The following is a 26078-nucleotide window of genomic DNA, read 5'->3' as shown; positions in this document are numbered from 1 at the left end:
TCCTGGACATGTTCGGCGTCATCGATCTCCCGACCTATCTGGCAGGGCTCGCCCTGATCGTCCTGCTGCCCGGCCCCAACTCGCTCTACGTGCTGTCCGTGGCCGCCCGGCGCGGGGTGCGCCCCGGGTACACGGCCGCGGCCGGGGTGTGGTGCGGCGACACCGTGCTGATGACGTTGTCGGCGGCCGGTGTGGCCTCGCTGTTGCAGGCGAACGCCCTGCTGTTCGGGATGGTGAAGTACGCCGGTGCCGGCTATCTGACGTGGCTCGCGATCGGCATGATGCGCGCCGCCTGGGGGATGTGGCGGACCCGGCGCGAGAGCGCGGCGGCTCCTGCCGCGCCGGAACCGGGTGACGAGCGGCCGTTCCGGCGCGCGCTGGTCATCAGCCTCTTCAACCCCAAGGCGATCCTGTTCTTCGTCGCCTTCTTCGTGCAGTTCGTCGACCCGGGGTACGCCTACCCCGCGCTGTCCTTCGTCGTGCTCGGGGCCTTCGCGCAGCTCGCCAGCTTCCTGTACCTGAGCGCGCTGATCTTCGGCGGTACGAAGCTGGCGGCCGCCTTCCGCCGTCGCAGGCGCCTCACGGCGGGGGTCACCTCGGCGGCGGGGGCGCTGTTCCTCGGTTTCGCGGTGAAGCTGTCGCTGGCCGGCTCCTAGCCGACCAGCTCCTGGGCAAGCGGAGCGGCGGGGCCGCCGCTCCGCGGCGTCAGCGTGCGGCCGTCGCCCGCTTGGTCGCGCGTGCCTTGCGGATGGCGCGGGTGAGCAGCGGCGGCAGCAGGTCGACCGCCAGGCGGCGGGCGCGGCTGCCGGGGGTCCGGGACGTGACGGTGCGCGCCGCCCCGGGGACCGCGGGCGTCGCGGCGGGCTTGGGCACGGCCGGCTCGGGCGAGTCCTGCGCGTGCCGGGACGGCGGGAAGTCGGGGGCCCGCATCCCCTTCGACTTCAGCCGGACGAGGCGGTGCCCGGCGGCCTGCTGCACGCTGAGCCCGCAGTCACCACGCCCGCGCACCATCGCCATCAGCTCCCGCTGCACCGGCTCCGGGTCGCCCCAGGTGCCGTAGAGCTTCTGCGTGGTCAGGCAGATGGGGCGCAGGCCCCGGCTGAGCACGGCCTCCCAGACGGCGACGGAGACGCCGGGGGTGTGCTCCGAGCGGAAGTCGTCCAGGACGACGACCCCGTCCGGCAGCAGGACGTCACGCGCGGCGGCGATGTCGTCGTAGACGTGCTCGTACAGATGCGAGCCGTCGATGTGCACGAAACGGCACGAGTCCCGCTCGACCTCCCCGGGCACGAGCGAGCTGGGACCCTGTACGACGCGCGGGAGTTCGTCGTGGAAGGAGAGGTAGTTGGTCTCGAAGACCTGGCGGGTGAGCGCGCTGTACGACTTCGTCGACTCGGCCCGGTTGGCGTCGTCCGGGGCGTCGCCCTCGAAGAGGTCGCACACGGTGTAGCGCTCGCCCTCCCGGAGATGGCGACCCAGGAAGATCGCGCTCTTGCCCATGTAGACCCCGACCTCCAGCAGGTCGCCGCGGACACCCGCGGCCTCCTGCCGGCTCAGAAGCCAGTCGAAGAGCACCTGGTCGAGTACGGGGAACCAGCCTGGGACGTCGTCGAGCCGGCGGGGCCGCGGGGGCGCCTCATGTGCAGTGGTCATGAAAGGCGAGCACTTCCTCGTTGCGGTGTGCGGTCAGGAGCTGCCCGGCGCCTGCCCGGGAGAAGAACCCATCAAAACCCCCGAGAAGGTGAATACCGGGTCAATTCCCTACGTACCGTACGCGGTCCTGGCCGTGCCCGTGGCGCGAACGACGCCACGCCCGGTGAACGATTACCAGGATGCTTCGGCTACCCCCGTCCGGGTCGCGTATTCCGTCAGTCCGGCAGCCGATGTGCCGCCCAGCCGACGTAACCGTCGGGCCGGATCAGGAAGACGCCGGTGCCGTAGGGCCCGTACGCCGGAATCCGCAGCGTGGGGACGGGCAGCGCCGGGAGTTCGGCCTCGGTGCCCACGGCGAGCAGCGTCCGGTGCGGCCCCCCGGAACGCGTCGAACAGCCGTACCCCCTGCCCGCGGTCCCGTCCGGTGCGCGGTCGCCCGCCCGCAGCCCCGCGCCGACGCCGGTGCGGGTCTCCTCGGTGAGCGAGGAGTCGCGGTAGCCGAGCCCGAGCTGACGGGTCGCCGCAACACGGAAGGACGAGCACCGCTGGACCGGCGGCGCGTGGCGGACACCGCCCTGCCGCTGCGGAACGAGGTGGGTCTGGAGGTACTGACCCTGCGCGCCATCGCCAAGGAGCTGGGCGTCAAGGCGCCGGCCCTCTACTGGCACTTCAGGGACAAACAGGCCCTGCTCGACGAGGTGGCCACGGAGATGATGCGGCGCATGACCGCCGAGCCCGCGGCCGAGCCGGGCGCGGACGAGGACTGGCGGGGGAGACGTTCTTCCTGCGGATGAGCGGCCTGCGCGCGCAACTGCCGCGCTACCGCGACGGCGCCGAGGTCTACGCCGGCACCCGCTTCACGGACATGTCGTACGCCGAGCCGATGGAGGCGCACCTGGGCCCAGCTCACGCGCGCCGGGTTCACACCGGGGGCCGCGGCGCGCGCCTGGTTCACTGCGTACAGCTACACCATCGGGCACGTCATCGAGGAGCAGGCGATGGGCCCCGACCCGGCCACCGGGGAGGGGGCCACGACCTCGACGCGCGGGCGGTGCGCCTCGCCGGCTTCCGCTGGCGGCCGCGGCCGGCCACGAGATGTTCCAGGACCGCGACCGCGGCTTCGAGACGGGCCTGAGAGCGGTCATCGAGGGCATCGCGACGACGCTGAGGACGGCACCCGCGACGTCCGGATGAGTCGAGCGGGCGTCAGGCCGTCGCTCGGAGCCGGCCCGCCGCCCGCCCCGGCGTCACGCCTTGGACGATTCCCGCACCTGCGTCAGCGACCGCCGCAGCAACGGCGTCGACCACTTCTCCACATACCGGTTGAACAGCCACGCCAGTACCAGCATCGTCGTCAGCGTCCCGGTGATCGTCATCCACGAGGCGAGCCCGAAGTCCTGGTGCAGCACCTCGATGACGGGCCACCCCAGGTGCTCGTGGACCAGGTAGAAGGGGTACGTCAGCGCCCCCGCGACCGTCAGCCAGCGCCAGTCGGCCCAGTTCAGCCAGCCCAGCGCCACCGCGAGCACCGCGACGAAGCCGAACGTGACGATCAGGATGATCACCGAGGCGGAGCGGTAGGAGAACTGGTCCGGCTGGGGGCTGTGCCACAGGTGGGACACCGCCTGGTGCTGCCCGGTCAGCCAGCTCACCGCCACGACGCCCCACGCGGTGACGTCCCGCCGGTTGCGGTGCAGCAGGTAGATGCCCATGCCGCCGATGAAGAACGGCGCGTACTCCGGCATCACGATCAGGTCGAGGAACGGCTGCTCGGCGGCCTGCGTGATCGCCGCGAGCAGCGTCCACGCGGCGCACAGCATGACCACCCGCTGCCGGTTGGCCCCCGGCAGCACGATGCACACGGCGAACAGCGCGTAGAAGCGGATCTCCACCCACAGCGTCCAGCACACGCCGAGCACCCGGTCCGCGCCGAGTGGCTGCTGAAGCAAGGTCAGGTTCACCAGCGCCTCGCTGGGTGACACCGCCGCGTAGGCCACGCCCGGCAGCGCGAACACGGCCGTCACCAGGACGACGGCCACCCAGTAGGAGGGCATCAGGCGGGCGACCCGGGAGGCGAAGAAGGAGCGCAGGGGCCGGCCCCAGCCGCTCATGCAGATGACGAAGCCACTGATCACGAAGAAGATCTGGACGCCGAGACAGCCGTAGGCGAACCAGGAGTGGAGCGTGGGGAACTGCACTTTCGGTGACGAACCCCACGCCTGGGTGATCTCACCGCCCCGGCCGCCGTAGTGGTACAGCGCCACCATCAGCGCGGCCAGCAGTCGCAGCCCGTCCAGGGCGCGCAGCCGGCCCCCCGTGCTTCTGGGCCGCGGCCGGACGCCGCCGACCTCGAGCGGCTGCGCGGGCGCGGCGGTGGCGGTGGGGGGCTTGGCTGTACTGACGACCGTCTCGGTCACGCTGGAATACCTCGGCTACCTCGTCTGTCCGTGGGCCTGCATGCGCGCCATCCTGCCCAAAGCGCCCGCAACCGTCATAACCCCGGAGATGTGTGTCAACGTCCTGCGACGCCGCCCGCCACCCTAGGACGTCGGTTGACGGAATTCCGTTCGACGGAAACACGATTTGCCCACCGGCCCCTATCGGTTCACCTTTTCGTCGTATTGGTTTCTTAGTGTTCTCCAACCCACCACGTTTACCGAGGCAGATCCTTGCCTGCTTCGTCACATCCAGAGCAGGAGCACCATGACGGTTCGCAGCAGATGGTCACGTTCCCGAACAGGGGACACGGCATCGGCGAGCACTGACGCCGGTCCGCCGACGGCCCAGGTCACTCCGGTGGAGCTGGAGGACTGCCTGCGCGCCTGCGCGGTGCACAGTGGCAAGCTCGTGGGCAGCCTCGACTCCCGGCGGATCGCGCTGGCCGAGAAGCTGCGTGAGCTGCTCGCCCTGTGGGCCGCCCAGGAGCAGCCCCAGTCGGCGTCCGCGGGTGCGGGCAACCTGATCCGGCGTGGCGCGAAGGCCGTCGGGGGCACCAACCTGAGCAACGAACTGCTCGACGCGCTCCTCGCCGTCGGTAACAAGGCGCTCGACTGCGGCTACGACGACGAGCTGAACCTGTCCCTGCTCATCACCGACACGGTGCTGTCGCAGCGCAAGAACTCCCGCGCCGGCTGGCGGCTGCGCGGCCGGCTGCTGGAGGCCATGGGCCGCCCGTCCGCCGCCGTCGACGCCTTCGAGCGCTACCTGAGCCTCACCCAGGAGGACGGCTTCGGCGTCCGGGCCAAGGTCGCCGGCCTGCGTACCGCGCAGGAGAAGCGTGGTGAGCTGCTCACCCTGCTCAAGCGCACCGTCCCGGACGCCACCGCGTACGCCGCGGGCCCGGCGACCGACGTGTGGGCCGAGGGGCTCGCGGCGCACCACGCCGGGGACTGGGAGCGGGCCCAGGCACAGCTGGTGGGCGCGCTGGTCGCGCTCGACCGTACGGAAGCGCCGGAACAGGAGTTCCAGGAGGCGCTCAGCCACTACCTGGACCTGAGCACCGGCGTCCAGCACCGCCCCAGCCCTGAGCTGATCGAGGCGATCGGCCTCTTCGCCGAGCAGCGGCGCAACCGCATGCGCGGCCCGCTGGACGACCCGACCTTCGGCAACCTGCAGTGGATCAGCCTCGGTGAGTTCCGCAACCGGATCGCCGGCAAGTCCATCGCCCTGATCGCCAACTCCGGCAAGGTCGGCGAGAGCGGCAAGGGCACCGAGATCGACGCCTACGACCTGGTCGTGCGCTTCAACTCGTACAAGATCGACGCGGCGAACACCGGCAAGCGGACCGACATCCACGTCACGATCCACAAGCACGGCTTCAACTGGGACCAGCAGGTCGACACCCGGCTGGTCTTCGGCGGGATCTCCGGCGACTGGAAGTACTCGCTGCGCAACCGCCTCGTGCCGGGAGCGCAGAAGTACCTCGGCGACGAGTCGCTGCGCTGGCCCGTGCGCAACATCGGCAAGTGGGGCACGGACCAGTGGTCGTCGATCCCGACGTCCGGCTTCAACATGCTGTGGCTGCTCGACTTCCTCGACGTCAGCCCGACCATCGACCTGATCGGCTTCGACTTCTACGAGAGCGGTGCGTACCGCATCGACGCGGCGATGAAGATGCCCATCACGTCCGTTCACGAATACACCAGCGAGAAGGCGTGGGTCATGGAACGGGCCCAGAGCGTCTCCGGCATGAGGATCTCCCTGCGATGACCGCGACCCACATAGCCCCCGCCGAGCCTCGCACCGCGGCCCCGGCCACCGACGCCAGCGCGCTGACCGGCAAGCGCCGGATCGCCTTCGCCAGCTTCGTCGACGAGAACTACCTGCCCGGCTTCCTGGCCCTGCTGCGCTCGCTCGCGCTGTCCAACCCGGGTGTGTGCGAGGACTTCATCGTCCTGCACGACGACCTGAAGCCGTCCTCCGTCGCCAGCATCCGCGCCCTGCACCCGCGGGTCAGCTTCCGTCGGGTCGACGCCGAGCACTACGACTCCTACGCCAAGGGCGACCAGGACAACTACCTGGTCCGCAAGGCGTACTTCATCCTCGACGTCTTCAAGATCCGCGACTACGACACCGTCATCACCCTGGACACCGACATGGTGGTCCTCGGGTCGCTCTCGGAGCTGCTGTCGCTGCGCGAGGGCCTCGCCGCCGTACCTCAGTTCTTCTACGGCCAGCACAAGCTCAACAGCGGTCTGCTCGTCATTCAGAAGGAGTACCTGAGCGACGAGTTCTACGCGAGGATCGACCACGTCGGCCGCACCGGTGCCTACGAGCTCGACAAGCACGACCAGGGCATCCTCAACGCGGTGCTGGACGGCGGCTTCGTCCGCCTCGACCCGAAGTACAACTTCGTCAAGCGGCGGCTCTCCGGTGACCTCGCGGTCCCCGAGGACACCGCGATCCTGCACTTCACCGGCCGGCACAAGCCGTGGCAGGGCGGCGAGTCGGGCTACGACAAGGCGCAGGAGCGCTGGCGCGAGTTCGACATGACGGACGCCGAGCTGCACGCGGCGTACGTGGCCGCGGGCGGCACCACGCACCGCGACCTGCTGGTGCACTTCGGCACCCCGTACGTCGAGCGCACCGGTGACGTCGACACCGCCCGCCGGGTCGCCCTCGCCCACATCGGCGCCGGCGACTACCAGGCCGCCGTCGACATCATGGAGCGGGTCCACATCCCCGTCGACGAGGCCTGGCCGCACGAGGTCTACGGGCACGCCCTGCTGGCCGTCTCCCGCTACGACGAGGCCAAGGCCCAGCTGCTGCTGGCCACCGCCGCACCCAACCGCGCCGCCACCGCCTTCGCCCGGCTCGCCCTGATCTCCTGGGTGCACGGCGAGGACGCCGCCGCGCACAAGCACGCCGTCCAGGGTCTGACCGTCGACCCGACGCACCGGGCCAGCCGCATCTGGCACCAGCGCACCATCGGCATGCCCGCCCAGCAGTCCGGCAGCGCCGCCGAGCAGCTCGCGCACGTCGCGTTCTACATGGACCGGCAGGGCAACGCGGGCGACAAGCTGCTCCCGGAGAGCGTGCGCCTCGCCTTCGACGCGGACACCACCAACCGCCGCTGGCACTCCGTGCACGCCCACCGCCTGTTCGACGAGGCGGCCCTGGAGCGCGTCAACGCCCGCCGCGGCATGGTCATCGGCGGCGGCGGCCTGTTCATCCCGGACACCATGCCGAACGGCAACAGCGCCTGGCAGTGGAACGTCCCCGACGAGCTGCTGGAGCGCATCGACGTCCCCATCGCGGTGTACGCCGTCGGCTTCAACGCCTTCGACGGGCAGAGCTACCGCGCCCAGCGCTTCCGTGAGTCGCTGCGGCTGCTCGTGGAGAAGTCCGCCTTCTTCGGACTGCGCAACCACGGCTCGATCGAGAAGGTCCGGGCCATGCTCCCGGCGCACCTGCACGACAAGGTGCGCTTCCAGCCCTGCCCGACCACGGTCACGCGCCAGCTCGTCGCGGACTGGCAGGACCCGGTGAAGCGCGACGACACCATCCTCATCAACGCCGCCTACGACCGTGCCGCGCTGCGCTTCGGCCACGACTACGGCTACTTCCTCGCGCAGATGGCCAAGGCCGTGCGCGAGCTGGGCGACCTCGGTGAGGTGCAGTGCGTGGCGCACTCGCTCGACGACGAGCGGATCGCCTTCGACCTGCGCCGTGAGCACGGCGTGTCGCTGCCCGTCATCCCGATGTACGACTTCGAGAACGACGAGATCCGCGAGCTGTACGCGCGCACCCGGCTGGTCATCGGCATGCGCGGCCACGCGGGCATGATCCCGTTCGGCTGCGGCACGCCCATCATCAGCCTGATCTCGCACCCGAAGATGGCGTACTTCCTGCGCGACATCGAGCGCCCCGAGTGGGGTGTCTCCGTGCACGACCGCAACCTCGCCGAGGTGCTCGTCGAGCGCTCCCGCGACCTGCTCGCCGACCACGCCAAGACGGTGGCCGACGTGCACGGCCGTCAGCAGGAGCTGTGGAAGATCACCCAGGCCAACGCGGCGGATCTGCGGACCATCCTGGGCGGCTGATCCACCGGCCCCCACGACCGAAGACGCTCCCGGAGCCACCAGGCTGCGGGAGCGTCTTTCGTGTTCTCGTCCTAACGGCGGGGCGTGAGCAGCAGGTTGCGTGTGCCGCTCGGCCGGGCGCGGTCCGCCGGGATGAGGGTGTCCTCCTCCTCGGCCACCCAGTGCGCGTCGTAGCCCAGGGGACCGAACTCGGCGAGCAGCGGGTCCAGCGGGGCGCCCACCAGCGCCTCCAGCATCACGGTGGGCCGGTCCCGCTTCAGGACCTGGCGGGCACCTTCCAGCACCGACATCTCATGGCCCTCGACGTCGATCTTGATCAGGTCGAGCTTGGTGTCGGCGAACACCTCGTCCAGCGTGACCAGCCGGATTCGCTTCATCTCGGCGTCACCGGCCGCGTGCTCCAGGGACGAGCCCGTCGACAGCAGGTTCCCGGAGAAGCGGACGCTGATGTCGGCCCAGCCCGGCTCGCTGGAGACGCCCGCCTGGTAACGGCGCACGTTCTGGACGTTGTTGAGCCGGATGTTCACCGCGAGCCGCGCGTGCACCTGGTCCACCGGCTCGAAGGCGTGCACCTTCGCCTTGGGGTTGGTGAGTGCGGCGATCATCGAGAAGTAGCCGACGTGCGCGCCGACGTCGGCTATCGTCGCGCTCTTCGCGGCCAGCCGTGCCCAGGTGGAGAGGCTGCCGGGCTCGTAGCCGAATCTGCCGTTCCACAAGGTGTCCAGGGCGACCGCGTCGTCGTTCACGCAGAACATCACGAACGGCGGACAGTACGGCGATTCGATCTCCGCAAGGCCCCGGTACGGGTGCTTCTTGCGGTGCGTGCGGATGATGTCGCTGGTGGCGACGGGCCGGACGGACGGGGCGTGGGCCAGCATCCGGGCGTTGGCGGCTTCGACCTGGGAGATACGCATGGGCGCGATCGTAGGCCTGAGATCATTGCTATTTGAAGGTTGGGGAAGTATTAAGTAGGGAAATCCGACCAACCGCTGGTCAACGGCGGCGGCGGCTTCCTTGATCGGGGATCGAGGAAAGCCGCCGCACCGGATATTCGCTTTTCGGTTCCCGCGGATTTCGTGCCCTGTTCACGCCCTCTTCATTTACCGCTTCACGGCCTTCTTCAACGCCCGCGCCCGGCGCACCACCCGGCGTGCCGCGGAGTTGCGGGGCAGGAAGGACAGCCGCTCGGGGATGCCGCCGGGCAGGCCCTGCGAGGTGAGCCGGCGCTTCTTGAAGTAGCGCTGGGTGCGCGGGCCGAGGTGCTGGGAGAGGAACCGCTCCGTCGCGGGCCGCAGGCTCGACTGGATCTGCGGCTGCATGGTGAAGCCGACCGCGGTGACCAGCCCGGTGAGCAGTTCGTCCGCGACCGGCTCCTCGCTCTTGCGGTTCTCCAGGTCGGGCAGCAGCGCGTCCGCCAGGGTGACCGGCAGCCGGTTGCTGTTCTGGTACGGCGTCAGCCGGTCCAGCAGCGGCTCGGTGCCGATACGGGCGACCGGCAGGTCGTAGAACGCGGACGCGGTGAACAGCGCGGTCGAGAAGCAGCCGACGACCAGCGCGGGCCGGGCCTTGGCGAACAGCACCTCGGCGAGGACGGGGGTGTCCAGCACCGTGAGCTCGACGCCGAGCTTCCCGGCCTCCGCCTCCAGGGCGCGGCTGTAGCGGGCCGGCGCGGTGGGGTGCGGCTTGAACACGACGGCGCGGTGCCCGCGCTGCACCGCCCCGCGCAGCATCCGCACATGGAGGTTCTCCTCCTCGGCGGGGGAGAGGATGTTCAGCGCGGACAGGTACTGGCCGAGCAGCAGCGCGGCGTTGTCCGGCAGGTCGGGCAGATCCCCGGCGACGCCGGTGAGGCCGCTCATGACCTTGAGGAACGCGTCTGTCGGCACCAGTTGCGCCGGCACGTCGAACTCGGTCAGCAGCAGCGGGGTGAGACCGGGTACGAGATCCAGGTGCAGCAGGCGCCGGACGCGCGTGCCGACCAGCGGGTCGAGCTTGTTGCGGGTGGGGCCGTAACTCATCAGGCCGTCGGCGTAGACATGGACCGGGGCGCCGGTGAAGATCTGCGCCAGCGCGAGCGCCGGGTTGACCTGGATGGACTCCACGACCAGCTCGACCCGGTCGTCGCCCAGCCCCCACAGCAGCCGCAGATAGCGCTCGAACAGCGGCATGTCGTCGGGGCGCGGCTGCCAGGCGCCGGGGTGGAAGGGGTGGATCGCCTCGTTGAACGACAGGACGTCGTCGAAGTGGTCGCGCAGCGTGCTGAAGCCCGGCATCTCGTCGACGGCCGGTGTGGTCTCCGGGGTCGCCGAGTTGTTGAAGACCAGCAGCACGCGCCGGTCGGGTTCCTCGAAGCAGTCGGAGTCGATCGCGGCGGCGAGCGTCGCCGCGCCGTACAGCGTGGAGACGCAGAAGATCTGGGTGGTACGGGACATCAGGCAGCCGCCTTCGCTGTGGTGATCCGGCGCCGCAGCCGCCGCAGCTTGGAGGCGCGCCGCAGGTCCATGGTGTCGAGTACGTCGCCGAGGGCGTCCTGCGGCATGCGCTTTATGGCCGCCGCGCTCATGACCCGCAACTGCTTGGCCACGGACGGTTCGAACTTGTCGATCTCCGACAGGTGGTGGGCGATGATCGCGCAGTAGGTGCGCACGGCCTTGGGCAGCAGCCGCTCGGCGTCGCGGTCGGCCGCCGTCTCCTCGATCACCTGGTCGAAGGCGCGGATGAAGTCGAGCTGACGGACGTCACCGATCTGCGTGAGGGAGCCGGCGACACCGCGCCGGTAGAACACGCCGAGCAGGCTCACCACGGCGAAGGACTCCGCCTCGCGGTGCAGCTTCCAGATCCACGGCCGGTCCTCGGCCGTGCGCAGTCCGTCGGTGAAGTGCAGGACACCCTTGTCCAGCAGCCGGCGGTGGAAGGCACCGGCCCAGGCGTAGGCGTAGTCGACCGAGGTCGTGCGGTCGGCGGGCAGGATGGCGTCACGGGGGTTCATGACCTCGTCCCGGAGCCCTACGGGGACGCGGTGCACGGTGCGGGCGCGGTGGGTGGCCTGGACGTGGTCGGTGCGGACGAAGTCGCAGCCCAGCCGCTCGATGGCCGCGACCAGCTCGCTGTAGTAGCCGGGGGCGAGCCAGTCGTCACCGTCCAGGAAGGTGATGTATTCGCCGGTCGCGACCTCGAGGCCGGAGTTCCGGGCGGTGGCCAGCCCTCCGTTTTCCTCTCTGCGGATATAGCGCACCTGGGCGACCGCGGAGAGCTCTTCGGCCGCACGTTCGAGAATGGCCGGCGTCTCGTCCTTCGATTTGTCGTCGACCAAGATGAACTCGAAGTCCTGCCGGGCGTTCGCGCGAAGGCTTCTCAGGTTGTCCGGGGCGTATTGCTGCACGTTGTAGAACGGCACGATCACGGAAAGCTTTGGCACCTGCGAAAGCCTAGGAGGCGGCCCCGCTGCGGAACTTTCCGGTGAGGGTACGGAGGGTGAACTCGATGTGTCGGAACGGTGCATCCCGTGTACTTCCTGGGCTTCGGCGAGCCAGTTCGGCTCTCGGTGGGTTGCTGTTAACTTTTCGTTGAGGCGTGGTTGGCCAGTAACTCGAAATTGCTTCCTAGCGTCTAGGGCGTGCCACCAAGTACAACGAAGCCCACGCGGATCGCAGTACTCGCCGACTCGGACACCCGCTGGAAATGGGGTGCGCTGACGGCGAGCCGTATCGCTCCGGGCCCATCCATGGAAGCCGGATCGCAAGGCGGGACGCAAGTCGCCCCCGCCCTGGACGGATTTCTGCTGCGCGGCCGGGCCACCCCCACGCCCCGCCAGCTCGAGGAAGTGGGCGTGCGCGCCGATTCCCTCACAGAGGTGACGGCCGTCGAGTTTCTGCGCACCATGGCGCGGGAGTCGTACGACGTGCTGGTCCTCTCCCTGGTCGGCGGCGGTGTCCAGGCGATGCTGCACGGCCTGCGGCGTGTCTGGGAGGACCGCGAGAAGCGGCCCGTCGTCGTCACCGGCTACGTCGGCGTCGTCTACGAGAAGCTCGCCGACGGTCTGCTGCTGCGGCACGGCGCGGATCTCGTCCTCGCCAACTCCCGCCAGGACGCCGAGCGCTTCCGCGAGGTGTACGACGGGGTCGGCGCCGACTCCACCGCGGTCACCGAGGTCGCACTGCCGTTCCTGGGTGGCGCCAAGTACACGGGCGAACACGACCCGTACACGGTCGTCTTCGCCGCCCAGCCTTCGGTCCCCGAGAACCGCAGGGACCGCACCTACCTGCTGAACCGCCTGGTCCAGCACGCGCGGCTGCACCCCGAGCGCGAGGTGCTGCTCAAGCTGCGCTCCAGGCCCGGCGAGCACACCACGCACATCGAGGAACTGCCGTACCAGAAGCTCGCGCAGAAGCTCGGCGAACTGCCGCCCAACTTCAAGCTCGTCTACGGCAACATGGGCGAGGTCCTGGACCGCACGGACCTGCTCGTCACGGTCAGCTCGACGGCCGCGCTGGAGTCGCTGCACCGCCGGATCCCCACCGTCGTCCTCTCCGACCTCGGTGTCCGTGAGGTGCTGGGCAACCACCACTTCGTCGGCTCCGGCTGCCTCGCCTCCTGGGACCAGCTCGACGCCGGGCACCGGCCCACGCCGGACACCGAGTGGGTCGCCCGGCAGGGCGTCGCCGCTGGGGGTCCCCCCTTTGGGGGAGGCTCGTACGAGACCGCCTTCGACGCGGCCCGGGAGCGGATCGCCAAGCTGCTCCGGCAGCCCGGCGGCTTGGCGCCCCTGACGCCGTACTACACGCCGGTGACCGCCCCCGGCTATCTGCCCGGCATCCTCGCCCGGCACCACCTCGGTCCCGACGGCACCCCGCTGCCCGGCGCCCCCGCGCACGACAAGGAGCCCGGTCCGGTGCGCCAGATAGTGCGTCGCGCCGCACGAGGTGCCTACCGGCACGGCGTCCAGCGGGTCGCGCCCGTCATCCGGCGGATGGGGGAGCTGTGAGCCGCATCAACCCTGGTCAAGGAGTAGTTCCCATGTCCAACCCGGAAGCGGGCCAAGGCGCGACGGTGCGCCGTGTGCTCGCGGTGATCCCCGCGCGCGGCGGCTCCAAGGGCGTGCCCGCGAAGAACCTCGCCCCGGTCGGCGGCGTACCGCTGGTGGCACGCGCGGTGCGCGAGTGCCGGGCCTCCCGCCTCGTGACCGACGTCGTCGTCTCCACCGACGACCAGGCCATCGCCGCCGCCGCCCGCTCGGCCGGCGCCGAGGTCGTGCTGCGTCCCGCCGCTATCGCCGGTGACACCGCCACCTCCGAGGCCGCCGTCCTGCACGCCATGGACGCCCACGAGGCGCTGCACGGCTCCCAGGTCGACGCGGTGCTGCTCGTGCAGTGCACCAGCCCGTTCGTGATCCGCGAGGACATCGACGGGGTGGCCGGCGCGGTCGTCGAGAACGGCGCCGACACCGCGGTCACCGTGGCGCCCTTCCACGGCTTCATCTGGCGGGACGCGGACGCCGAGGCGGCCGCCGACGACGTGGTCACCGCGGCCGACTCCCGCAGCACCGGCGGCGGCTACGGCGTCAACCACGACAAGTCCTTCCGCCCGCGCCGCCAGGACCGCCCCCAGGACCTGCTGGAGACCGGCGCCGCCTACGCGATGGACGCGGCCGGCTTCCGCGAGCACAAGCACCGCTTCTTCGGCCGCACCGAGCTGGTGCGCACCGACCCCGCCCGCGTGCTGGAGGTCGACGACCCGCACGACCTCGCGCGCGCCCGCGCCCTGGCCCCGCTCTTCGACGCGGACCGGCCCGGCGCCCTTCCGACCGCCGCCGACATCGACGCGGTCGTACTCGACTTCGACGGCACCCAGACCGACGACAGGGTGCTGATCGACGCCGATGGACGGGAGTTCGTCTCCGTGCACCGCGGTGACGGTCTCGGCATCGCGGCCCTGCGGCGCAGCGGTCTGAAGATGCTGATCCTGTCCACGGAGCAGAACCCGGTCGTCGCCGCCCGGGCCCGGAAGCTGAAGATCCCGGTGCTGCACGGCGTCGACCGGAAAGACCTCGCGCTGAAGCAGTGGTGCGAGGAGCAGGGCATCGCGCCGGAGCGCGTGCTCTACGTCGGCAACGACGTCAACGACCTCCCGTGCTTCGCCCTCGTCGGCTGGCCCGTCGCGGTCGCGAGCGCCCACGACGTCGTACGCGGCGCCGCACGCGCGGTCACCACCGTCCCCGGTGGTGTCGGCGCGATCCGAGAGATCGCCGGCTGGATCCTCGGTCCCTCTCTCGACTCTCTCGACCCCTCCACCAAGTAAGGAAAGTTCCTGCCATGAGCACCAACTCCCGCCTCCGTACCTTCGGTTCCCGCGAGGTCGGCCCCGGCAAGCCCGTCTACATCTGCGGCGAGATCGGTATCAACCACAACGGTGACCTGGAGAACGCCTTCAAGCTCATCGACGTGGCCGCCGAGGCGGGCTGCGACGCGGTCAAGTTCCAGAAGCGCACCCCGGAGATCTGCACCCCGCGCGACCAGTGGGACATCGAGCGCGACACCCCCTGGGGCCGGATGACCTACATCGACTACCGCCACCGCGTGGAGTTCGGTGAGGACGACTACCGCAAGATCGACGAGTACTGCAAGTCGAAGAACATCGACTGGTTCGCCTCCCCGTGGGACACCGAGGCCGTCGCCTTCCTGGAGAAGTTCGACGTCCCGGCCCACAAGGTCGCGTCCGCGTCCCTCACCGACGACGAGCTGCTGAAGGCGCTGCGCGCCACCGGCCGTTCGGTCATCCTCTCCACCGGCATGTCGACGCCGAGGCAGATCCGCCACGCCGTCGAGGTCCTGGGCAGTGACAACATCCTGCTCTGCCACGCCACCTCGACCTACCCGGCGAAGGCCGAGGAGCTCAACCTCCGCGTGATCAACACGCTGGAGAAGGAGTACCCGAACGTCCCGATCGGCTACTCCGGCCACGAGACCGGCCTGCAGACCACGCTGGCCGCCGTCGCCCTCGGCGCCACCTTCGTCGAGCGTCACATCACCCTCGACCGCGCCATGTGGGGCTCGGACCAGGCCGCCTCCGTCGAGCCGCAGGGCCTGCAGCGCCTCGTGCGCGACATCCGCACCATCGAGGCCTCCCTCGGTGACGGCGTCAAGCAGGTCTACGAGTCGGAGCTCGGCCCGATGAAGAAGCTGCGCCGCGTCCAGGGCGTCGTCGCCGAGGCGGAGATCGCCGCCGCGGCCGGCGAGCCCGTCCAGGTCTGACATCCACGTCAGCCCAACAACTCCCACAACGCCTGATCACGGGACGGTCGTACGCCGATGAGCCCCCGCGCCGGGAATGCCGGCCCTCGCACTCTCGCCTTCGTCGAGAGTCCGGTACAGCTCCTGAACGTGCTGGAGTGGGCACATGCCCACACGCCCGGCGCGGGGCTCACCCTTGTCGTCCTCTCGCCCGTCGATCCGATGACCCGCGGCCAGCTGCGGCGGATGGCGGAACTGGCGCGCGAGGAGGGCTACGAGGTCCGCTGGGAGGAGGCGCGCGGCGGCGCGTCCGCACCCTTCCAGACGATCGGCGGGCTCATGGGAGTGCTGCGCCGCGCGGACCGGATCGTGATGGGCGATCCGTTCTCGCGCTACGTGCAGCTGCTGCTCACCATCACCCGGGCGAGCGAGCTCGTGGTCGTGGACGACGGGACGGCGACGATGGAGTTCGTCACCCAGCTCGCCCGCGGCGAACGCCTGGTGCGCTGGCACCGGCGGGGCGCCCGCCCCGGCCCGCGTGATCTGCTCTTCGCCCCGGTGTCGTCCTCGGCCCGGCGTCGCCTGACGCCGGGCGGGGACCGCCGGGTCGAGGTGTTCTCCTCGATGCCCATCGAACAGACGCCGGACGGTGTCACGGTCACCGCGAACGACTTCGCCTGGACCCGGGCCCGCTTCGGCCCGCCGCGCATCACCAAGGGCGCGGACATGGTCGGCACGTCGCTGGTGGAGACCGGCGTCGTGGACGCCGACCGCTATCTGGAGGCGGTGAGCTCCCTCGCCAAGGCGCACGGGGCCCGCCGCTACTTCGCCCACCGCCGCGAGAGCGTCGAGAAGCTCCACCGGCTGGCGGTGGAGACCGGTCTGGAGGTGGTCCGCCCCGACCTCCCGCTGGAGCTCATCGCCCGGCGCGGCCCGGTGGGCCGCACCATCCTCAGCTTCCCGTCCACGGTGGTCCACACCCTGCCGCTCGCGCTGGCCGGCACCGAGGTCCGCGTCGCCGTCTGCGACATCGACCCCGACTGGCTCACCCGGACGGCCTCACCCCGCGCCCAGGGCTTCCTGGACGGCGTGACGGGGACGGCGCGGGACGTGCACCGCCTGTCCGCGGTGCAGGCCGTCTAGGGCCTCCGGAGCGCCCGCGGCGGGCCTAGCGCGGCTTGCGGACCAGCAGGAACGCCTTGGGATACCGCTCGTCCTCGTCCGGCTCGCGCAGGGCACGGGCGTACACGTCCAGCCCGGCCTTGCCGAGCAGCCGCGCCACCTTTTCGGGCGTACGCCAGTGATGGTCCAGGGCGATCTCGTGCCCGAAGCGCTCCGTCAGGTGGAGGCGGTCCTGCCCGTCGGCCACCTGGAAGGACAGCAGCACGGGGGCGCCGGGCCGCAGGACGCGGTGGAACTCGGCGAACGCGTCCGGCAGGTGGTCGTCCGGCACATGGATGATCGAGAAGAGCGCCAGGATGCCGCCCAGCGTCGCGTCCGGCAGGTCCAGACGGGTCATCGTGCCCACGTGGAAGCGCAGCGCGGGGTACGCGCGCCGGGCCAGCGCCACCATTCTGGGTGACAGGTCCACGCCGAACACCGGAACGCCGAGGTCGTGCACCAGCGCGGTGACATGCCCGGGCCCGGAGCCGAGGTCGGCCACCGGGGCGGGGGAGTGGGGCCGGGCCAGCTCCGCGAACGCGCTGACCAGGGCCCGGTCGAAGGGGACGCCGCCCATCGCCTCGGGGAAGGCGGACGCGTAGTCGGCGGCGATGGTGTCGTACCAGGTACGGGTGGCCTCCAGGAAGGCCGTGTCCAGATCGGTCACGGTCGCGCAGGCTACCGCGCGGGCGTGCGCCACGGGGGTCCGTCAGGTGAACGGAAGCGCGCGGGTGGGGCCGGGCGTGGTATGCGTGGAGGAGTGGTGGTACCCGTGATCTGCCCGACGGGAGGAAATCGGGCGAGTTTACCCACCCGAACCGATACCTATGCGCTCGACGGCCAGGTTTTCTTCCCCTAACGGGCTGAAGTTTTGTTGATCTCGGGTCAGTTGGCCGTCCGGGCGTCCTACCCTTCAGAGGGTGAAGCAACTGATGTCACTGGAGTCCGACGCCGACCTCCTCGGAGCCGCCGAAGCGGCGGGAGCCGGCCTTCCCGGCACGCTCCCCGAGCCGCTGCGTGCCGAACTCGTCGCGTTCCGACGCGACTTGCACATGCACCCGGAGCTCGGCAACCAGGAGTTCCGTACGACCGCCGCGATCAAGGCCCGGCTGGAGAAGGCCGGCCTCCGTCCGCGCGTACTCGCCGCCGGCACCGGTCTCGTCTGTGACATCGGCGTGGAAGGGGATCAGTGGCGCGACGGGCCCGAGATGCTCGCCATGCGGGCGGACATCGACGCCCTGCCCATCCCGGACGCCAAGACCGAGTGCCCGTACCGCTCGACCGTCCCCGACCGGGCGCACGCCTGCGGCCATGACGTACACACCTCCGTCGTCCTGGGCACCGGACTGATCCTCGCCGACCTGCACCGGCAGGGACTGCTGCCGCAGCCCGTGCGGCTGGTCTTCCAGCCCGCCGAGGAGGTGCTGCCCGGTGGTGCCGCCGAGGCCATCGACTGCGGGGTGCTCGACGGGGTGAAGCGGATCATCGCCGTGCACTGCGACCCCCGGGTGGACGCCGGGACGATCGGCCTGCGCGAGGGCCCGATCACCTCCGCCTGCGACCGGCTGGAGATCGCCCTGGACGGCCCCGGCGGCCACACCGCCCGGCCGCATCTGACGACCGACCTGGTCACCGCCGTCGCCCGCGTGGTCACCGACGTGCCGGCGCTGGTCGCCCGCCGCGTGGACACCCGCAGCGGCCTGGCGGTGACGTGGGGACGTATCGAGTCCGGGCACGCCCCGAACGTCATCCCGCAGCACGCCGAGCTCTCCGGGACCGTGCGGTGCCTGGACATGGTGGCGTGGCGGGACGCCCCCGACATCGTCCACGCGGCGATCGACGAGGTGGCCAACCTGCATCGCGCCAAGTCCGAGATCAACTACGTCCGTGGCGTTCCGCCCGTCGTCAACGAGCCCGGCGTCACCGAACTCCTCGCCGACGCCATGACCGCGCGCCGCGGCGCCGCGTCGGTCGAGGGCACTGACCAGAGCCTGGGTGGCGAGGACTTCTCCTGGTACCTGGAGCAGGTCCCCGGTGCCATGGCCCGCCTCGGCGTCCGCACCCCGGGCGAGCGCACGGTCCGCGACCTCCACCAGGGCGACTTCGACGTGGACGAGTCCGCGATCAAGGTGGGCGTGGAGCTGTTCACGGCCGCGGCCCTGCTCGACGCCGGCCGGTAGTTCCGGGGTCGTTCCGGTTGCGGCCCCCGGGCCTGCGCGGCAGCCTTGCGCGTAGCGGTCGGACCCGCCCTGAAGCACGCCGGGATCGCCCCAGGCGCACACCATTCGAGCCGGTGGTTCACACGCATGTAACCGGCCACCGGCACGAATGGATAACGGCCACGAGGAACCCCGTTCCCAGGAGTGTCTACGCGCGTTAATGTGCGCCGAACCGAGCGCCCACTGCGGGGCTTTGGAGAATGGGGAACTTCAGATGCGTCGGATATCCAGACTGACCCGCGTCGCGGTGGGGGTCGCGTCGCTCGCCCTCGCCGCCACGGCCTGCGGCGGTACCAGCAGTGACAGCGGCGGAGACAGCGACACCAAGGAGGACCTCGGCCTCGCCATCGCGTACGACATCGGCGGCAAGGGCGACCAGTCCTTCAACGACGCCGCGTACGCCGGCCTGAAGAAGGCCGCGGACGAGTACGGCTACAAGACCGCCGACATCGAGCCCACCGAGGGCGAGACCGACGCCGACAAGGAACAGCGCCTGGCCTCCCTGGCCAAGCAGGGCTACAACCCCGTCATCGGCGTCGGCTTCGCCTACGGCCCCGCGATGACGGCCATCGCCGCGAAGTACCCGGACACCACCTTCGGCATCGTCGACTCCGTCGTCGAGGGCAAGAACGTCGCCTCCCTCGTCTTCGCCGAGGAGCAGGCCTCCTACCTCGCCGGCGTCGCCGCCGCCAAGGCCACCAAGACCAACACCGTCGGCTTCATCGGCGGTGTGGACATCCCGCTGATCCACAAGTTCGAGGCCGGCTTCAAGCAGGGCGTCGAGGCGACCGGCGGCGGCAAGGTCAAGGTCGTCTCGCAGTACCTGACGCAGACCGCCGAGGAGGGCGGCTTCTCCAGCCCCGACAAGGGCAAGGCCGCCGCCGAGGGCCAGATCGAGAAGAAGGCCGACGTCGTCTACCAGGCGGCCGGCCTGTCCGGTCAGGGCGTGATCGAGGCCGCCGCCAAGGCGAAGGTCTGGGCGATCGGCGTCGACTCGGACCAGTACCAGCAGGAGGCGCTGGCCACGTACAAGGGCTTCATCCTCACCTCCGCGCTCAAGGACGTCGGCGGTGCGGTGTACGAGCTGGCGAAGTCCGTCGAGGGCGGCAAGCCGCTGACCGGCGTCCAGACCTTCGACCTGAAGGTGGACGGTGTGGGCCTGTCCGACTCCAACCCGGAGTACGCGAAGGTCGCGGGCCTTCAGGACGCCGTGGAGGAGGCCAAGGCGGGCATCATCGACGGCTCGATCAAGGTCAAGACGGAGTAGCGGCCGGCTGCTGAGCAGGCAAAAAGAGCAGATCCGCACGAAGCGGGCGGGTGCCCTGAGCACCCGCCCGCTTCGCCGTCCCCGGCGGCCCCCGCACCCTTTGCGGGTGGCAAGCTTCTGACCTGGACCCGGAGTGCCGTTGGCCACGGCCGCATAACAAGGTGGACAGAAGGGGTTTTCAGGCTGGTCTACGCGCGTTAATCTGCGGCGAAGCCAGCGCCGAAGCTCAACCGTGCGGCGCTGCACCCCGGAGAAGTGCGGGCACGCACTGAACGGCGCGGGAACGCACCCGCACACTCCGGATCCGCCAGTACGACAGGAGCACCCCACATGCGCCGGGTTTCCCGCATCGCGGTCGCAGGCGCAGCGACCGCCTCCCTCGCCCTCGCCCTCTCCGCCTGCGGCGGTACCTCGACCGAGAGTTCGTCCTCGGACTCCAAGGGCGACAAGGGCCTCGCCATCGCCTACGACGTCGGCGGCAAGGGCGACCAGTCCTTCAACGACGCCGCGTACGCCGGCCTGGAGCAGGCGAAGGCCGAGTTCAAGTACGAGACGGCCGACATCGAGCCCACCGAGGGCGAGACGGACGCCGACAAGGCGCAGCGCCTCGCGTCGCTGGCGAAGCAGGGCCACAACCCGGTGATCGGCGTGGGCTACGCGTACGCGCCCGCCGTGAAGGAGGTCGCGGCCAAGTACCCCGACACCACCTTCGGCATCGTCGACGACTCCCAGGTCCAGGCGGACAACGTGGCCGACCTGGTCTTCTCCGAGGAGGAGGCCTCGTACCTGGCCGGTGTGGCCGCCGCCAAGAGCACCAAGACCGATGTCGTCGGCTTCGTCGGCGGCGTGGACATCCCGCTGATCCACAAGTTCCAGGCGGGCTTCGAGCAGGGCGTCAAGGACACCGACCCGAAGGTCAAGGTCCTCTCCCAGTACCTCACCCAGACCGCCGAGGAGGGTGGCTTCTCCAGCCCCGACAAGGGCAAGACGGCCGCCGAGGGCCAGATCGAGAAGAAGGCCGACGTCGTCTACGCGGCGGCCGGTCTGTCCGGTCAGGGTGTGATCGAGGCCGCCGCCGCCAACAAGGTGTGGGCGATCGGTGTCGACTCCGACCAGTACAAGCAGGAAGCCCTCGCGAAGTACAAGGACTCGATCCTCACGTCGGCCACCAAGGACGTCGCCAAGGCCGTCTACCACCTTGCGAAGTCGGTTGAGGACGGCAAGCCCGAGACCGGTATCGTCAGGGGCGATCTGAAGAGCGGCGAGGTGGGCCTCGCGGACTCCAACCCGAAGTTCGCGGACGACGCCGAGCTCCAGGAAGCCATCGAAGCGGCCAAGGAGAAGATCATCAACGGCGAGATCAAGGTCAAGAGCAGCTGACAAGCCGTTGCCGAGCAGTCGGTAACCGCGGGGTTACGTCCGCTCAACGGGGTACGGGGAGTCGGCCTCCCTGTACCCCGTTGTCCCGGCGCGTCGCCCCGCTTTGTATGCCGTAGGGGCACTACGCGCGTAGACGGCCCCCGTCCCCAGGAGAGTGCGCCATCAACGCGTCCAGCAGCCCTCCGGCCGGAGCGGCGGTCCACGGTCAGGCGACCGCCGTCGAACTCGCCGGGATCACCAAGCGTTTCCCGGGAGTCGTGGCCAACCACGACATCCACCTCAGCGTCCGCAAGGGCACCGTGCACGCCCTCGTCGGCGAGAACGGCGCCGGCAAGTCGACGCTGATGAAGATCCTCTACGGCATGCAGAAGCCGGACGAGGGCACCATCACCATCGACGGCGAGCAGGTCTCCCTGCACAGCCCGGCCGACGCCATCACGCGCGGTATCGGCATGGTGCACCAGCACTTCATGCTGGCCGACAACCTCACCGTGCTGGAGAACGTGGTCCTCGGCAGCGAGAAGCTGTACGGCATCGGCGCCAAGGCCCGCCGCAAGATCAAGGAGATCTCCGAGCGTTACGGTCTCGGCGTGCGCCCCGACGTCCTGGTCGAGGAACTCGGCGTCGCCGCCCGCCAGCGCGTGGAGATCCTCAAGGTCCTCTACCGCGGCGCCACCACGCTGATCCTCGACGAGCCGACCGCCGTGCTCGTGCCGCAGGAGGTGGACGCGCTCTTCGCCAACCTGCGGGAGCTGAAGTCCGAGGGCCTGTCGGTCATCTTCATCTCGCACAAGCTGGGCGAGGTCCTCTCCGTCGCCGACGAGATCACCGTCATCCGCCGTGGCACGACCGTCGGCACGGCCGTCCCCGCCGAGACCACCCCGCGCCAGCTCGCCGAGATGATGGTCGGCAGCGAACTGCCCACGCCGGAGACCGCCGAGTCCACGGTCACCGACCGCCCGGTCCTGACCGTCGACAAACTGCGCCTGGCCGCCCCCGGCGGCAAGGCCCTGCTGGACGACATCACCTTCACCATCCACGCCGGCGAGGTCCTGGGCATCGCGGGCGTCGAGGGCAACGGCCAGACCGAGCTGGTCGACGCGCTGATCGGCCTGCGCCACGCCGACTCCGGCACGATCGCCCTCACCGACGAGGAGATCACCGGCTGGCCCACCCGCAAGCGCCGCGAGCAGGGCGTCGGCTACATCCCCGAGGACCGCCACCGGCACGGCCTGCTCCTGGAGGCCCCCCTCTGGGAGAACCGCATCCTCGGTCACGTCACCGAGAAGCCCAACGCCAAGGGCGTCTGGCTGGACCCGAAGGCCGCGCAGGAGGACACGCGCCGCATCGTCGAGGCCTACGACGTCCGCACCCCCGGCATCGACGTCACCGCCGCCTCGCTCTCCGGCGGCAACCAGCAGAAGCTGATCGTCGGCCGCGAGATGAGCCACAAGCCGCGCTTCCTGATCGCCGCCCACCCCACCCGTGGTGTGGACGTCGGCGCGCAGGCCGCGATCTGGGACCACATCAGGGAGGCCCGCCGCGAGGGCCTGGCCGTGCTGCTGATCTCCGCCGACCTGGACGAGCTGATCGGCCTGTCCGACACGCTCCGGGTGATCTACAACGGCCGACTGGTCGCCGACGCCGACCCCGCCACCATCACCCCGGAGGAGCTGGGCTCCGCCATGACGGGTGCCGCGACCGGTCACCTGGAGCACGAAGAGACCCCCGAGACCCCGGCAGACACCCCCGAGACCCCCGAGATCCGCAAGTCTCCCGAGGCTCCGGAAGACGAGGCCCGCTGATGAAGAAGTTCGACAAGGAGCGCGTGCTCCTCGCGGTGGCCGGACCGGTCATCGCGCTCGCCGTGGCCTTCGTGCTCAGCGCGATCGTGCTGATCGCCTCCGGCAAGAACCCGGTCGAGCCGTTCGCCGTGATGTTCGAGCAGGCCGGCTTCTCCGACATCCAGGTCCTGATCATCAACCAGGCCTCGATGTACTACATCGCGGCGCTCGCGGTGGCCATCGGCTTCCGGATGAACCTGTTCAACATCGGTGTCGACGGCCAGTACCAGCTCGCCGCCATGATGGCCGCCGTCGTCGGCGCCCACATGAACCTGCCGGCCGTGATCCAGATCCCGCTGCTGCTCCTCACCGCGCTGTTCACGGGCGCCTTCTGGGCCGGTATCGCGGGTGTCCTGAAGGTCACCCGGGGCGTCAGCGAGGTCGTCGCGACGATCATGCTGAACGCGATCGCCACCTCCGTCATCGGCTACCTGTGGCTGCCGAGCGTCTTCGGCGTCAAGGTCGGCAACAACAACACCACCGGCGAGATGCACTCCTCGGGCTGGGTGCCCGGCATCGACATGGGCGCGGCCGGCGAGATCTACGGCCTGGTCGTACTCGCCGTGCTGCTCGGCATCGGCTACTGGGTCGTCCTCAACCGCACCCGCTTCGGCTTCGACCTGCGCGCCTCCGGCGCCTCCGAGTCCGCCGCCGCGGCCTCCGGCGTCGACCCCAAGCGGATGACGCTGACCGCCATGCTCATCTCCGGCGCCCTCGCCGGTCTCGCGGGCCTGCCGATCCTGCTCGGCGACACCCACACGTACAGCCTCAACTTCCCCACCGGCATCGGCTTCCTGGGCATCGGCATCGCCCTGCTCGGCCGTAACAGCCCGGTCGGCATCGCGTTCGCCGCCCTGCTGTGGGCCTGGCTCGACAAGGCCTCGCCCGAGCTGGACTTCCACGGCTACGACAAGGAGATCGCGGTCATCATGCAGGGCCTGATCGTGCTCTCGGTCGTGGTCTCCTACGAGGCCGTCCGCGAATGGGGTCTGCGTCGCCAGCAGCGCCGCGTCGGCGCCGAACTCGCCGCCGGTCACGTCCTCGGCGCCCACAACACGAAGGAGGTGGCTGGCCGATGACCACCGCGACCGACGTCAACCAGCCCACGCTGCAGCCCGCGGCGCCGACCGGCCGCCGCCTGTCGTGGCCCGTCCTGCTGCTGATCATCGCCGGAGCCCTGGCGCTGACCTCGCTCGTCCGCATCATCACCGGCGCCGACGGCATCACCAACGTCAGCCAGATGTCCACCGCGCTCCAGCTCGCCGTGCCGATCGGCCTCGCCGGCCTCGGCGGCCTCTGGGCAGAGCGCGCGGGCGTGGTCAACATCGGCCTCGAAGGCATGATGATCCTCGGCACCTGGTTCGGAGCCTGGGCGGGCTTCCAGTGGGGCCCGTGGACGGGTGTCCTCGTGGGCGTGCTCGGCGGCGCGATCGGCGGCCTGCTGCACGCCTTCGTCACCGTCACCTTCAACGTCAACCACATCGTCTCCGGTGTGGCCATCAACATCCTCGCCCTCGGCGCCACCCGCTACCTGGCCCCCCTCGCCTTCGAGGGCCACGCGGGCGGCTCCGCCAAGCAGTCCCCGGCGGTCGACTCCCTCGGGCACTTCACCGTGCCGGGCCTGTCCGACGGCCTGAGGGAACTCAACAACCAGGGCTGGTTCCTGATCTCCGACCTCGCAGGCCTGCTCGGCGGCCTGGTCACCAATGTCTCCTGGCTGACCCTGGTCGCCATCGCCCTGATCCCCGCCACCTGGTGGATCCTGTGGCGCACCCCGTTCGGCCTGCGGCTGCGCTCCTGCGGCGAGAACCCGGTCGCGGCCGAGTCGCTCGGCGTGAACGTCTACAAGTACAAGTACATCGCGGTCGTCATCTCCGGCGGCCTGGCCGGCCTCGGCGGTGTCTTCCTCTCCATCGTCGCCAACCCCTTCTACCTGGAGGGCCAGGTCAGCGGTCGCGGCTACATCGGTCTCGCCGCGATGATCTTCGGCAACTGGATGCCGGGCGGACTCGCCATCGGCGCCGGCCTGTTCGGCTACACCGACAGCCTCAACCTGCGCGGCGGCTCCGAGAACGTCCACGCCCTGCTGCTGCTCGGCGCGCTGCTGCTGATCATCGGCGCCGTCTGGATGGTGATCCGCAAGAAGTACGTCAACGCGGCCATCACCCTCGTCGCCGGCGCCCTGGTCTTCGCCTGGTACGCCACCACCAACGAGGTCCCCAACCAGGTCGTCTCCGCCACGCCGTACGTCATCACGCTGGTCGTCCTCGCGCTCTCGGCGCAGCGACTGCGGCCGCCCAAGGCCGACGGTCTGCCGTACCGGAAGGGACAGGGCAAGTGACGCCGCCCGCCGATGTCGACTGGGAGGCGCTGCGCACGGTGGCCCGCGAGGCCATGACCCACGCGTACGCCCCCTACTCCGGCTACGCGGTCGGCGTCGCCGCCCTGGTCGACGACGGGCGTACCGTCGCCGGCTGCAACGTCGAGAACGCCTCGTACGGCATCTCCCTGTGCGCCGAGTGCGGGCTGGTCTCGGAGCTGCACCGCACCGGCGGGGGCCGGCTGACGCACTTCACGTGCGTGGACGGCCGGGGCGAGCTGCTCGTCCCGTGCGGCCGCTGCCGCCAGCTGCTGTACGAGTTCGGCGGCCCCGGCCTGCTGCTGGACACCCCGGCGGGCATCCTGCCGCTGTCCGAGATGCTGCCCCACGCCTTCGGGCCGGAGCACCTCTCCTCGTAACTCCCGTACGGCCCCTGGGACCCCGTCCGCAGGGGCCGTACTCT

Annotated in this window: 21 protein-coding genes and 1 pseudogene; 15 read left to right on the top strand and 7 right to left on the bottom strand. The window is 70.3% G+C overall.

The window, feature by feature from the left end:
* Positions 1 to 8 precede the first annotated feature (8 nt).
* Positions 9 to 656 (top strand): leucine efflux protein LeuE, encoded by a 648-nt coding sequence (leuE, locus tag ACFV6X_RS10700; protein ID WP_385380636.1) that lies wholly within the window; start codon positions 9 to 11, stop codon positions 654 to 656.
* Between the two features lie 49 nt (positions 657 to 705).
* Here the strand turns inward: leuE and ACFV6X_RS10695 are convergent, their stop codons facing one another.
* Both ACFV6X_RS10695 and ACFV6X_RS10690 read right to left on the bottom strand, forming a co-directional pair.
* A complete protein-coding gene (locus tag ACFV6X_RS10695; RefSeq protein ID WP_385380633.1) occupies positions 706 to 1653 on the bottom strand; it encodes a class I SAM-dependent methyltransferase in 948 nt (315 codons plus the stop codon).
* A gap of 215 nt (positions 1654 to 1868) precedes the next feature.
* Positions 1869 to 2006, bottom strand: a complete 138-nt coding sequence (locus ACFV6X_RS10690; protein ID WP_385380630.1) for a hypothetical protein — start codon at positions 2004 to 2006, stop codon at positions 1869 to 1871.
* A 156-nt stretch (positions 2007 to 2162) separates the two neighbouring features.
* Here ACFV6X_RS10690 and ACFV6X_RS10685 point away from each other — a divergent pair.
* Positions 2163 to 2847, top strand: a pseudogene (locus ACFV6X_RS10685) (TetR/AcrR family transcriptional regulator C-terminal domain-containing protein).
* 53 nt (positions 2848 to 2900) lie between these two features.
* Here ACFV6X_RS10685 and ACFV6X_RS10680 read toward each other — a convergent pair.
* Positions 2901 to 4070 (bottom strand): acyltransferase family protein, encoded by a 1170-nt coding sequence (locus ACFV6X_RS10680; RefSeq protein ID WP_385380627.1) that lies wholly within the window; start codon positions 4068 to 4070, stop codon positions 2901 to 2903.
* Positions 4071 to 4449: 379 nt separating this feature from the next.
* Here ACFV6X_RS10680 and ACFV6X_RS10675 point away from each other — a divergent pair, with 379 nt between their 5' ends.
* On the top strand, positions 4450 to 5862 hold the full coding sequence (locus ACFV6X_RS10675; RefSeq protein ID WP_385380624.1) for a glycosyltransferase family 29 protein: 1413 nt from the start codon (positions 4450 to 4452) through the stop codon (positions 5860 to 5862).
* Complete coding sequence (locus tag ACFV6X_RS10670; protein ID WP_385380621.1) at positions 5859 to 8195, top strand: glycosyltransferase; 2337 nt, start codon at positions 5859 to 5861, stop codon at positions 8193 to 8195. The genes ACFV6X_RS10675 and ACFV6X_RS10670 overlap by 4 nt, the downstream gene beginning before the upstream one ends.
* Before the next feature lie 71 nt (positions 8196 to 8266).
* Here ACFV6X_RS10670 and ACFV6X_RS10665 read toward each other — a convergent pair whose 3' ends face one another.
* From ACFV6X_RS10665 to ACFV6X_RS10655, 3 genes are all read right to left on the bottom strand, one after another.
* On the bottom strand, positions 8267 to 9109 hold the full coding sequence (locus ACFV6X_RS10665; RefSeq protein ID WP_385380618.1) for an FkbM family methyltransferase: 843 nt from the start codon (positions 9107 to 9109) through the stop codon (positions 8267 to 8269).
* 186 nt (positions 9110 to 9295) lie between these two features.
* Positions 9296 to 10627 carry an alpha-2,8-polysialyltransferase family protein gene (locus ACFV6X_RS10660; RefSeq protein WP_385380615.1) on the bottom strand — a complete coding sequence of 444 codons (1332 nt, stop codon included), beginning with the start codon at positions 10625 to 10627 and terminating at the stop codon, positions 9296 to 9298.
* Positions 10627 to 11613, bottom strand: a complete 987-nt coding sequence (locus tag ACFV6X_RS10655; protein WP_385380612.1) for a glycosyltransferase family 2 protein — start codon at positions 11611 to 11613, stop codon at positions 10627 to 10629. Before ACFV6X_RS10655 ends, ACFV6X_RS10660 begins: the two co-directional genes overlap by 1 nt.
* A 198-nt stretch (positions 11614 to 11811) precedes the next feature.
* Here ACFV6X_RS10655 and ACFV6X_RS10650 point away from each other — a divergent pair, with 198 nt between their 5' ends.
* Genes ACFV6X_RS10650 through ACFV6X_RS10635 form a run of 4 tightly spaced genes read left to right on the top strand, consistent with a single transcriptional unit; the run spans position 11812 to position 16567 of the window.
* Positions 11812 to 13179 carry a DUF6716 putative glycosyltransferase gene (locus ACFV6X_RS10650; RefSeq protein ID WP_385380609.1) on the top strand — a complete coding sequence of 456 codons (1368 nt, stop codon included), beginning with the start codon at positions 11812 to 11814 and terminating at the stop codon, positions 13177 to 13179.
* A 32-nt stretch (positions 13180 to 13211) separates the two neighbouring features.
* Positions 13212 to 14492 carry a cytidylyltransferase domain-containing protein gene (locus tag ACFV6X_RS10645; protein ID WP_385380606.1) on the top strand — a complete coding sequence of 427 codons (1281 nt, stop codon included), beginning with the start codon at positions 13212 to 13214 and terminating at the stop codon, positions 14490 to 14492.
* A gap of 14 nt (positions 14493 to 14506) precedes the next feature.
* Positions 14507 to 15445, top strand: a complete 939-nt coding sequence (locus tag ACFV6X_RS10640) for an N-acetylneuraminate synthase family protein (protein ID WP_365449376.1) — start codon at positions 14507 to 14509, stop codon at positions 15443 to 15445.
* Positions 15446 to 15502: 57 nt separating this feature from the next.
* Entirely contained in the window at positions 15503 to 16567 is a 1065-nt protein-coding gene (locus ACFV6X_RS10635; protein WP_385380603.1) for a hypothetical protein, read from the top strand.
* A 25-nt stretch (positions 16568 to 16592) separates the two neighbouring features.
* Here ACFV6X_RS10635 and ACFV6X_RS10630 read toward each other — a convergent pair whose 3' ends face one another.
* Positions 16593 to 17252 carry a class I SAM-dependent DNA methyltransferase gene (locus tag ACFV6X_RS10630; protein ID WP_385380601.1) on the bottom strand — a complete coding sequence of 220 codons (660 nt, stop codon included), beginning with the start codon at positions 17250 to 17252 and terminating at the stop codon, positions 16593 to 16595.
* Between the two features lie 265 nt (positions 17253 to 17517).
* On the opposite strand from ACFV6X_RS10630, the gene ACFV6X_RS10625 reads away from it, so the two are divergent.
* The 7 genes from ACFV6X_RS10625 to ACFV6X_RS10595 all read left to right on the top strand — a co-directional run bounded on the left by ACFV6X_RS10625 (position 17518) and on the right by ACFV6X_RS10595 (position 26034).
* The gene (locus tag ACFV6X_RS10625) at positions 17518 to 18765 is read left to right on the top strand and encodes an amidohydrolase (protein WP_385380932.1); all 1248 of its coding nucleotides are present in this window, start codon (positions 17518 to 17520) and stop codon (positions 18763 to 18765) included.
* A gap of 253 nt (positions 18766 to 19018) precedes the next feature.
* Positions 19019 to 20071, top strand: coding sequence for a BMP family protein (locus ACFV6X_RS10620; RefSeq protein WP_385380598.1), 1053 nt, complete (start codon positions 19019 to 19021; stop codon positions 20069 to 20071).
* Positions 20072 to 20401: 330 nt separating this feature from the next.
* Positions 20402 to 21451: a BMP family protein gene (locus ACFV6X_RS10615; protein WP_385380595.1), complete on the top strand. Its 1050-nt coding sequence runs from the start codon at positions 20402 to 20404 to the stop codon at positions 21449 to 21451.
* A 161-nt stretch (positions 21452 to 21612) separates the two neighbouring features.
* Positions 21613 to 23256 (top strand): ABC transporter ATP-binding protein, encoded by a 1644-nt coding sequence (locus ACFV6X_RS10610; protein ID WP_385380929.1) that lies wholly within the window; start codon positions 21613 to 21615, stop codon positions 23254 to 23256.
* Positions 23256 to 24374: an ABC transporter permease gene (locus ACFV6X_RS10605; RefSeq protein ID WP_365449366.1), complete on the top strand. Its 1119-nt coding sequence runs from the start codon at positions 23256 to 23258 to the stop codon at positions 24372 to 24374. The genes ACFV6X_RS10610 and ACFV6X_RS10605 overlap by 1 nt, the downstream gene beginning before the upstream one ends.
* Positions 24371 to 25636 carry an ABC transporter permease gene (locus ACFV6X_RS10600; RefSeq protein ID WP_385380591.1) on the top strand — a complete coding sequence of 422 codons (1266 nt, stop codon included), beginning with the start codon at positions 24371 to 24373 and terminating at the stop codon, positions 25634 to 25636. The genes ACFV6X_RS10605 and ACFV6X_RS10600 overlap by 4 nt, the downstream gene beginning before the upstream one ends.
* Complete coding sequence (locus ACFV6X_RS10595) at positions 25633 to 26034, top strand: cytidine deaminase (protein WP_385380588.1); 402 nt, start codon at positions 25633 to 25635, stop codon at positions 26032 to 26034. Before ACFV6X_RS10600 ends, ACFV6X_RS10595 begins: the two co-directional genes overlap by 4 nt.
* Positions 26035 to 26078 lie beyond the last annotated feature (44 nt).

Origin of the sequence: Streptomyces sp. NPDC059861 (genome assembly GCF_042731435.1) — a bacterium.
Taxonomy (GTDB): domain Bacteria; phylum Actinomycetota; class Actinomycetes; order Streptomycetales; family Streptomycetaceae; genus Streptomyces.
Note: the sequence above shows the minus strand (reverse complement) of the source record. Positions and strands in the feature narration are given on the sequence as shown.

What these genes read in the sequence shown, in the direction of transcription:
- leuE (WP_385380636.1), top strand. Translation starts at nt 9, where the DNA reads ATGTTCGGCGTCATCGATCTCCCGACCTATCTGGCAGGGCTCGCCCTG.
- ACFV6X_RS10695 (WP_385380633.1), bottom strand. Translation starts at nt 1,653, where the DNA reads ATGACCACTGCACATGAGGCGCCCCCGCGGCCCCGCCGGCTCGACGAC.
- ACFV6X_RS10670 (WP_385380621.1), top strand. Translation starts at nt 5,859, where the DNA reads ATGACCGCGACCCACATAGCCCCCGCCGAGCCTCGCACCGCGGCCCCG.
- ACFV6X_RS10665 (WP_385380618.1), bottom strand. Translation starts at nt 9,109, where the DNA reads ATGCGTATCTCCCAGGTCGAAGCCGCCAACGCCCGGATGCTGGCCCAC.
- ACFV6X_RS10660 (WP_385380615.1), bottom strand. Translation starts at nt 10,627, where the DNA reads ATGTCCCGTACCACCCAGATCTTCTGCGTCTCCACGCTGTACGGCGCG.
- ACFV6X_RS10645 (WP_385380606.1), top strand. Translation starts at nt 13,212, where the DNA reads ATGTCCAACCCGGAAGCGGGCCAAGGCGCGACGGTGCGCCGTGTGCTC.
- ACFV6X_RS10640 (WP_365449376.1), top strand. Translation starts at nt 14,507, where the DNA reads ATGAGCACCAACTCCCGCCTCCGTACCTTCGGTTCCCGCGAGGTCGGC.
- ACFV6X_RS10635 (WP_385380603.1), top strand. Translation starts at nt 15,503, where the DNA reads ATGAGCCCCCGCGCCGGGAATGCCGGCCCTCGCACTCTCGCCTTCGTC.
- ACFV6X_RS10625 (WP_385380932.1), top strand. Translation starts at nt 17,518, where the DNA reads ATGTCACTGGAGTCCGACGCCGACCTCCTCGGAGCCGCCGAAGCGGCG.
- ACFV6X_RS10620 (WP_385380598.1), top strand. Translation starts at nt 19,019, where the DNA reads ATGCGTCGGATATCCAGACTGACCCGCGTCGCGGTGGGGGTCGCGTCG.
- ACFV6X_RS10615 (WP_385380595.1), top strand. Translation starts at nt 20,402, where the DNA reads ATGCGCCGGGTTTCCCGCATCGCGGTCGCAGGCGCAGCGACCGCCTCC.
- ACFV6X_RS10605 (WP_365449366.1), top strand. Translation starts at nt 23,256, where the DNA reads ATGAAGAAGTTCGACAAGGAGCGCGTGCTCCTCGCGGTGGCCGGACCG.
- ACFV6X_RS10600 (WP_385380591.1), top strand. Translation starts at nt 24,371, where the DNA reads ATGACCACCGCGACCGACGTCAACCAGCCCACGCTGCAGCCCGCGGCG.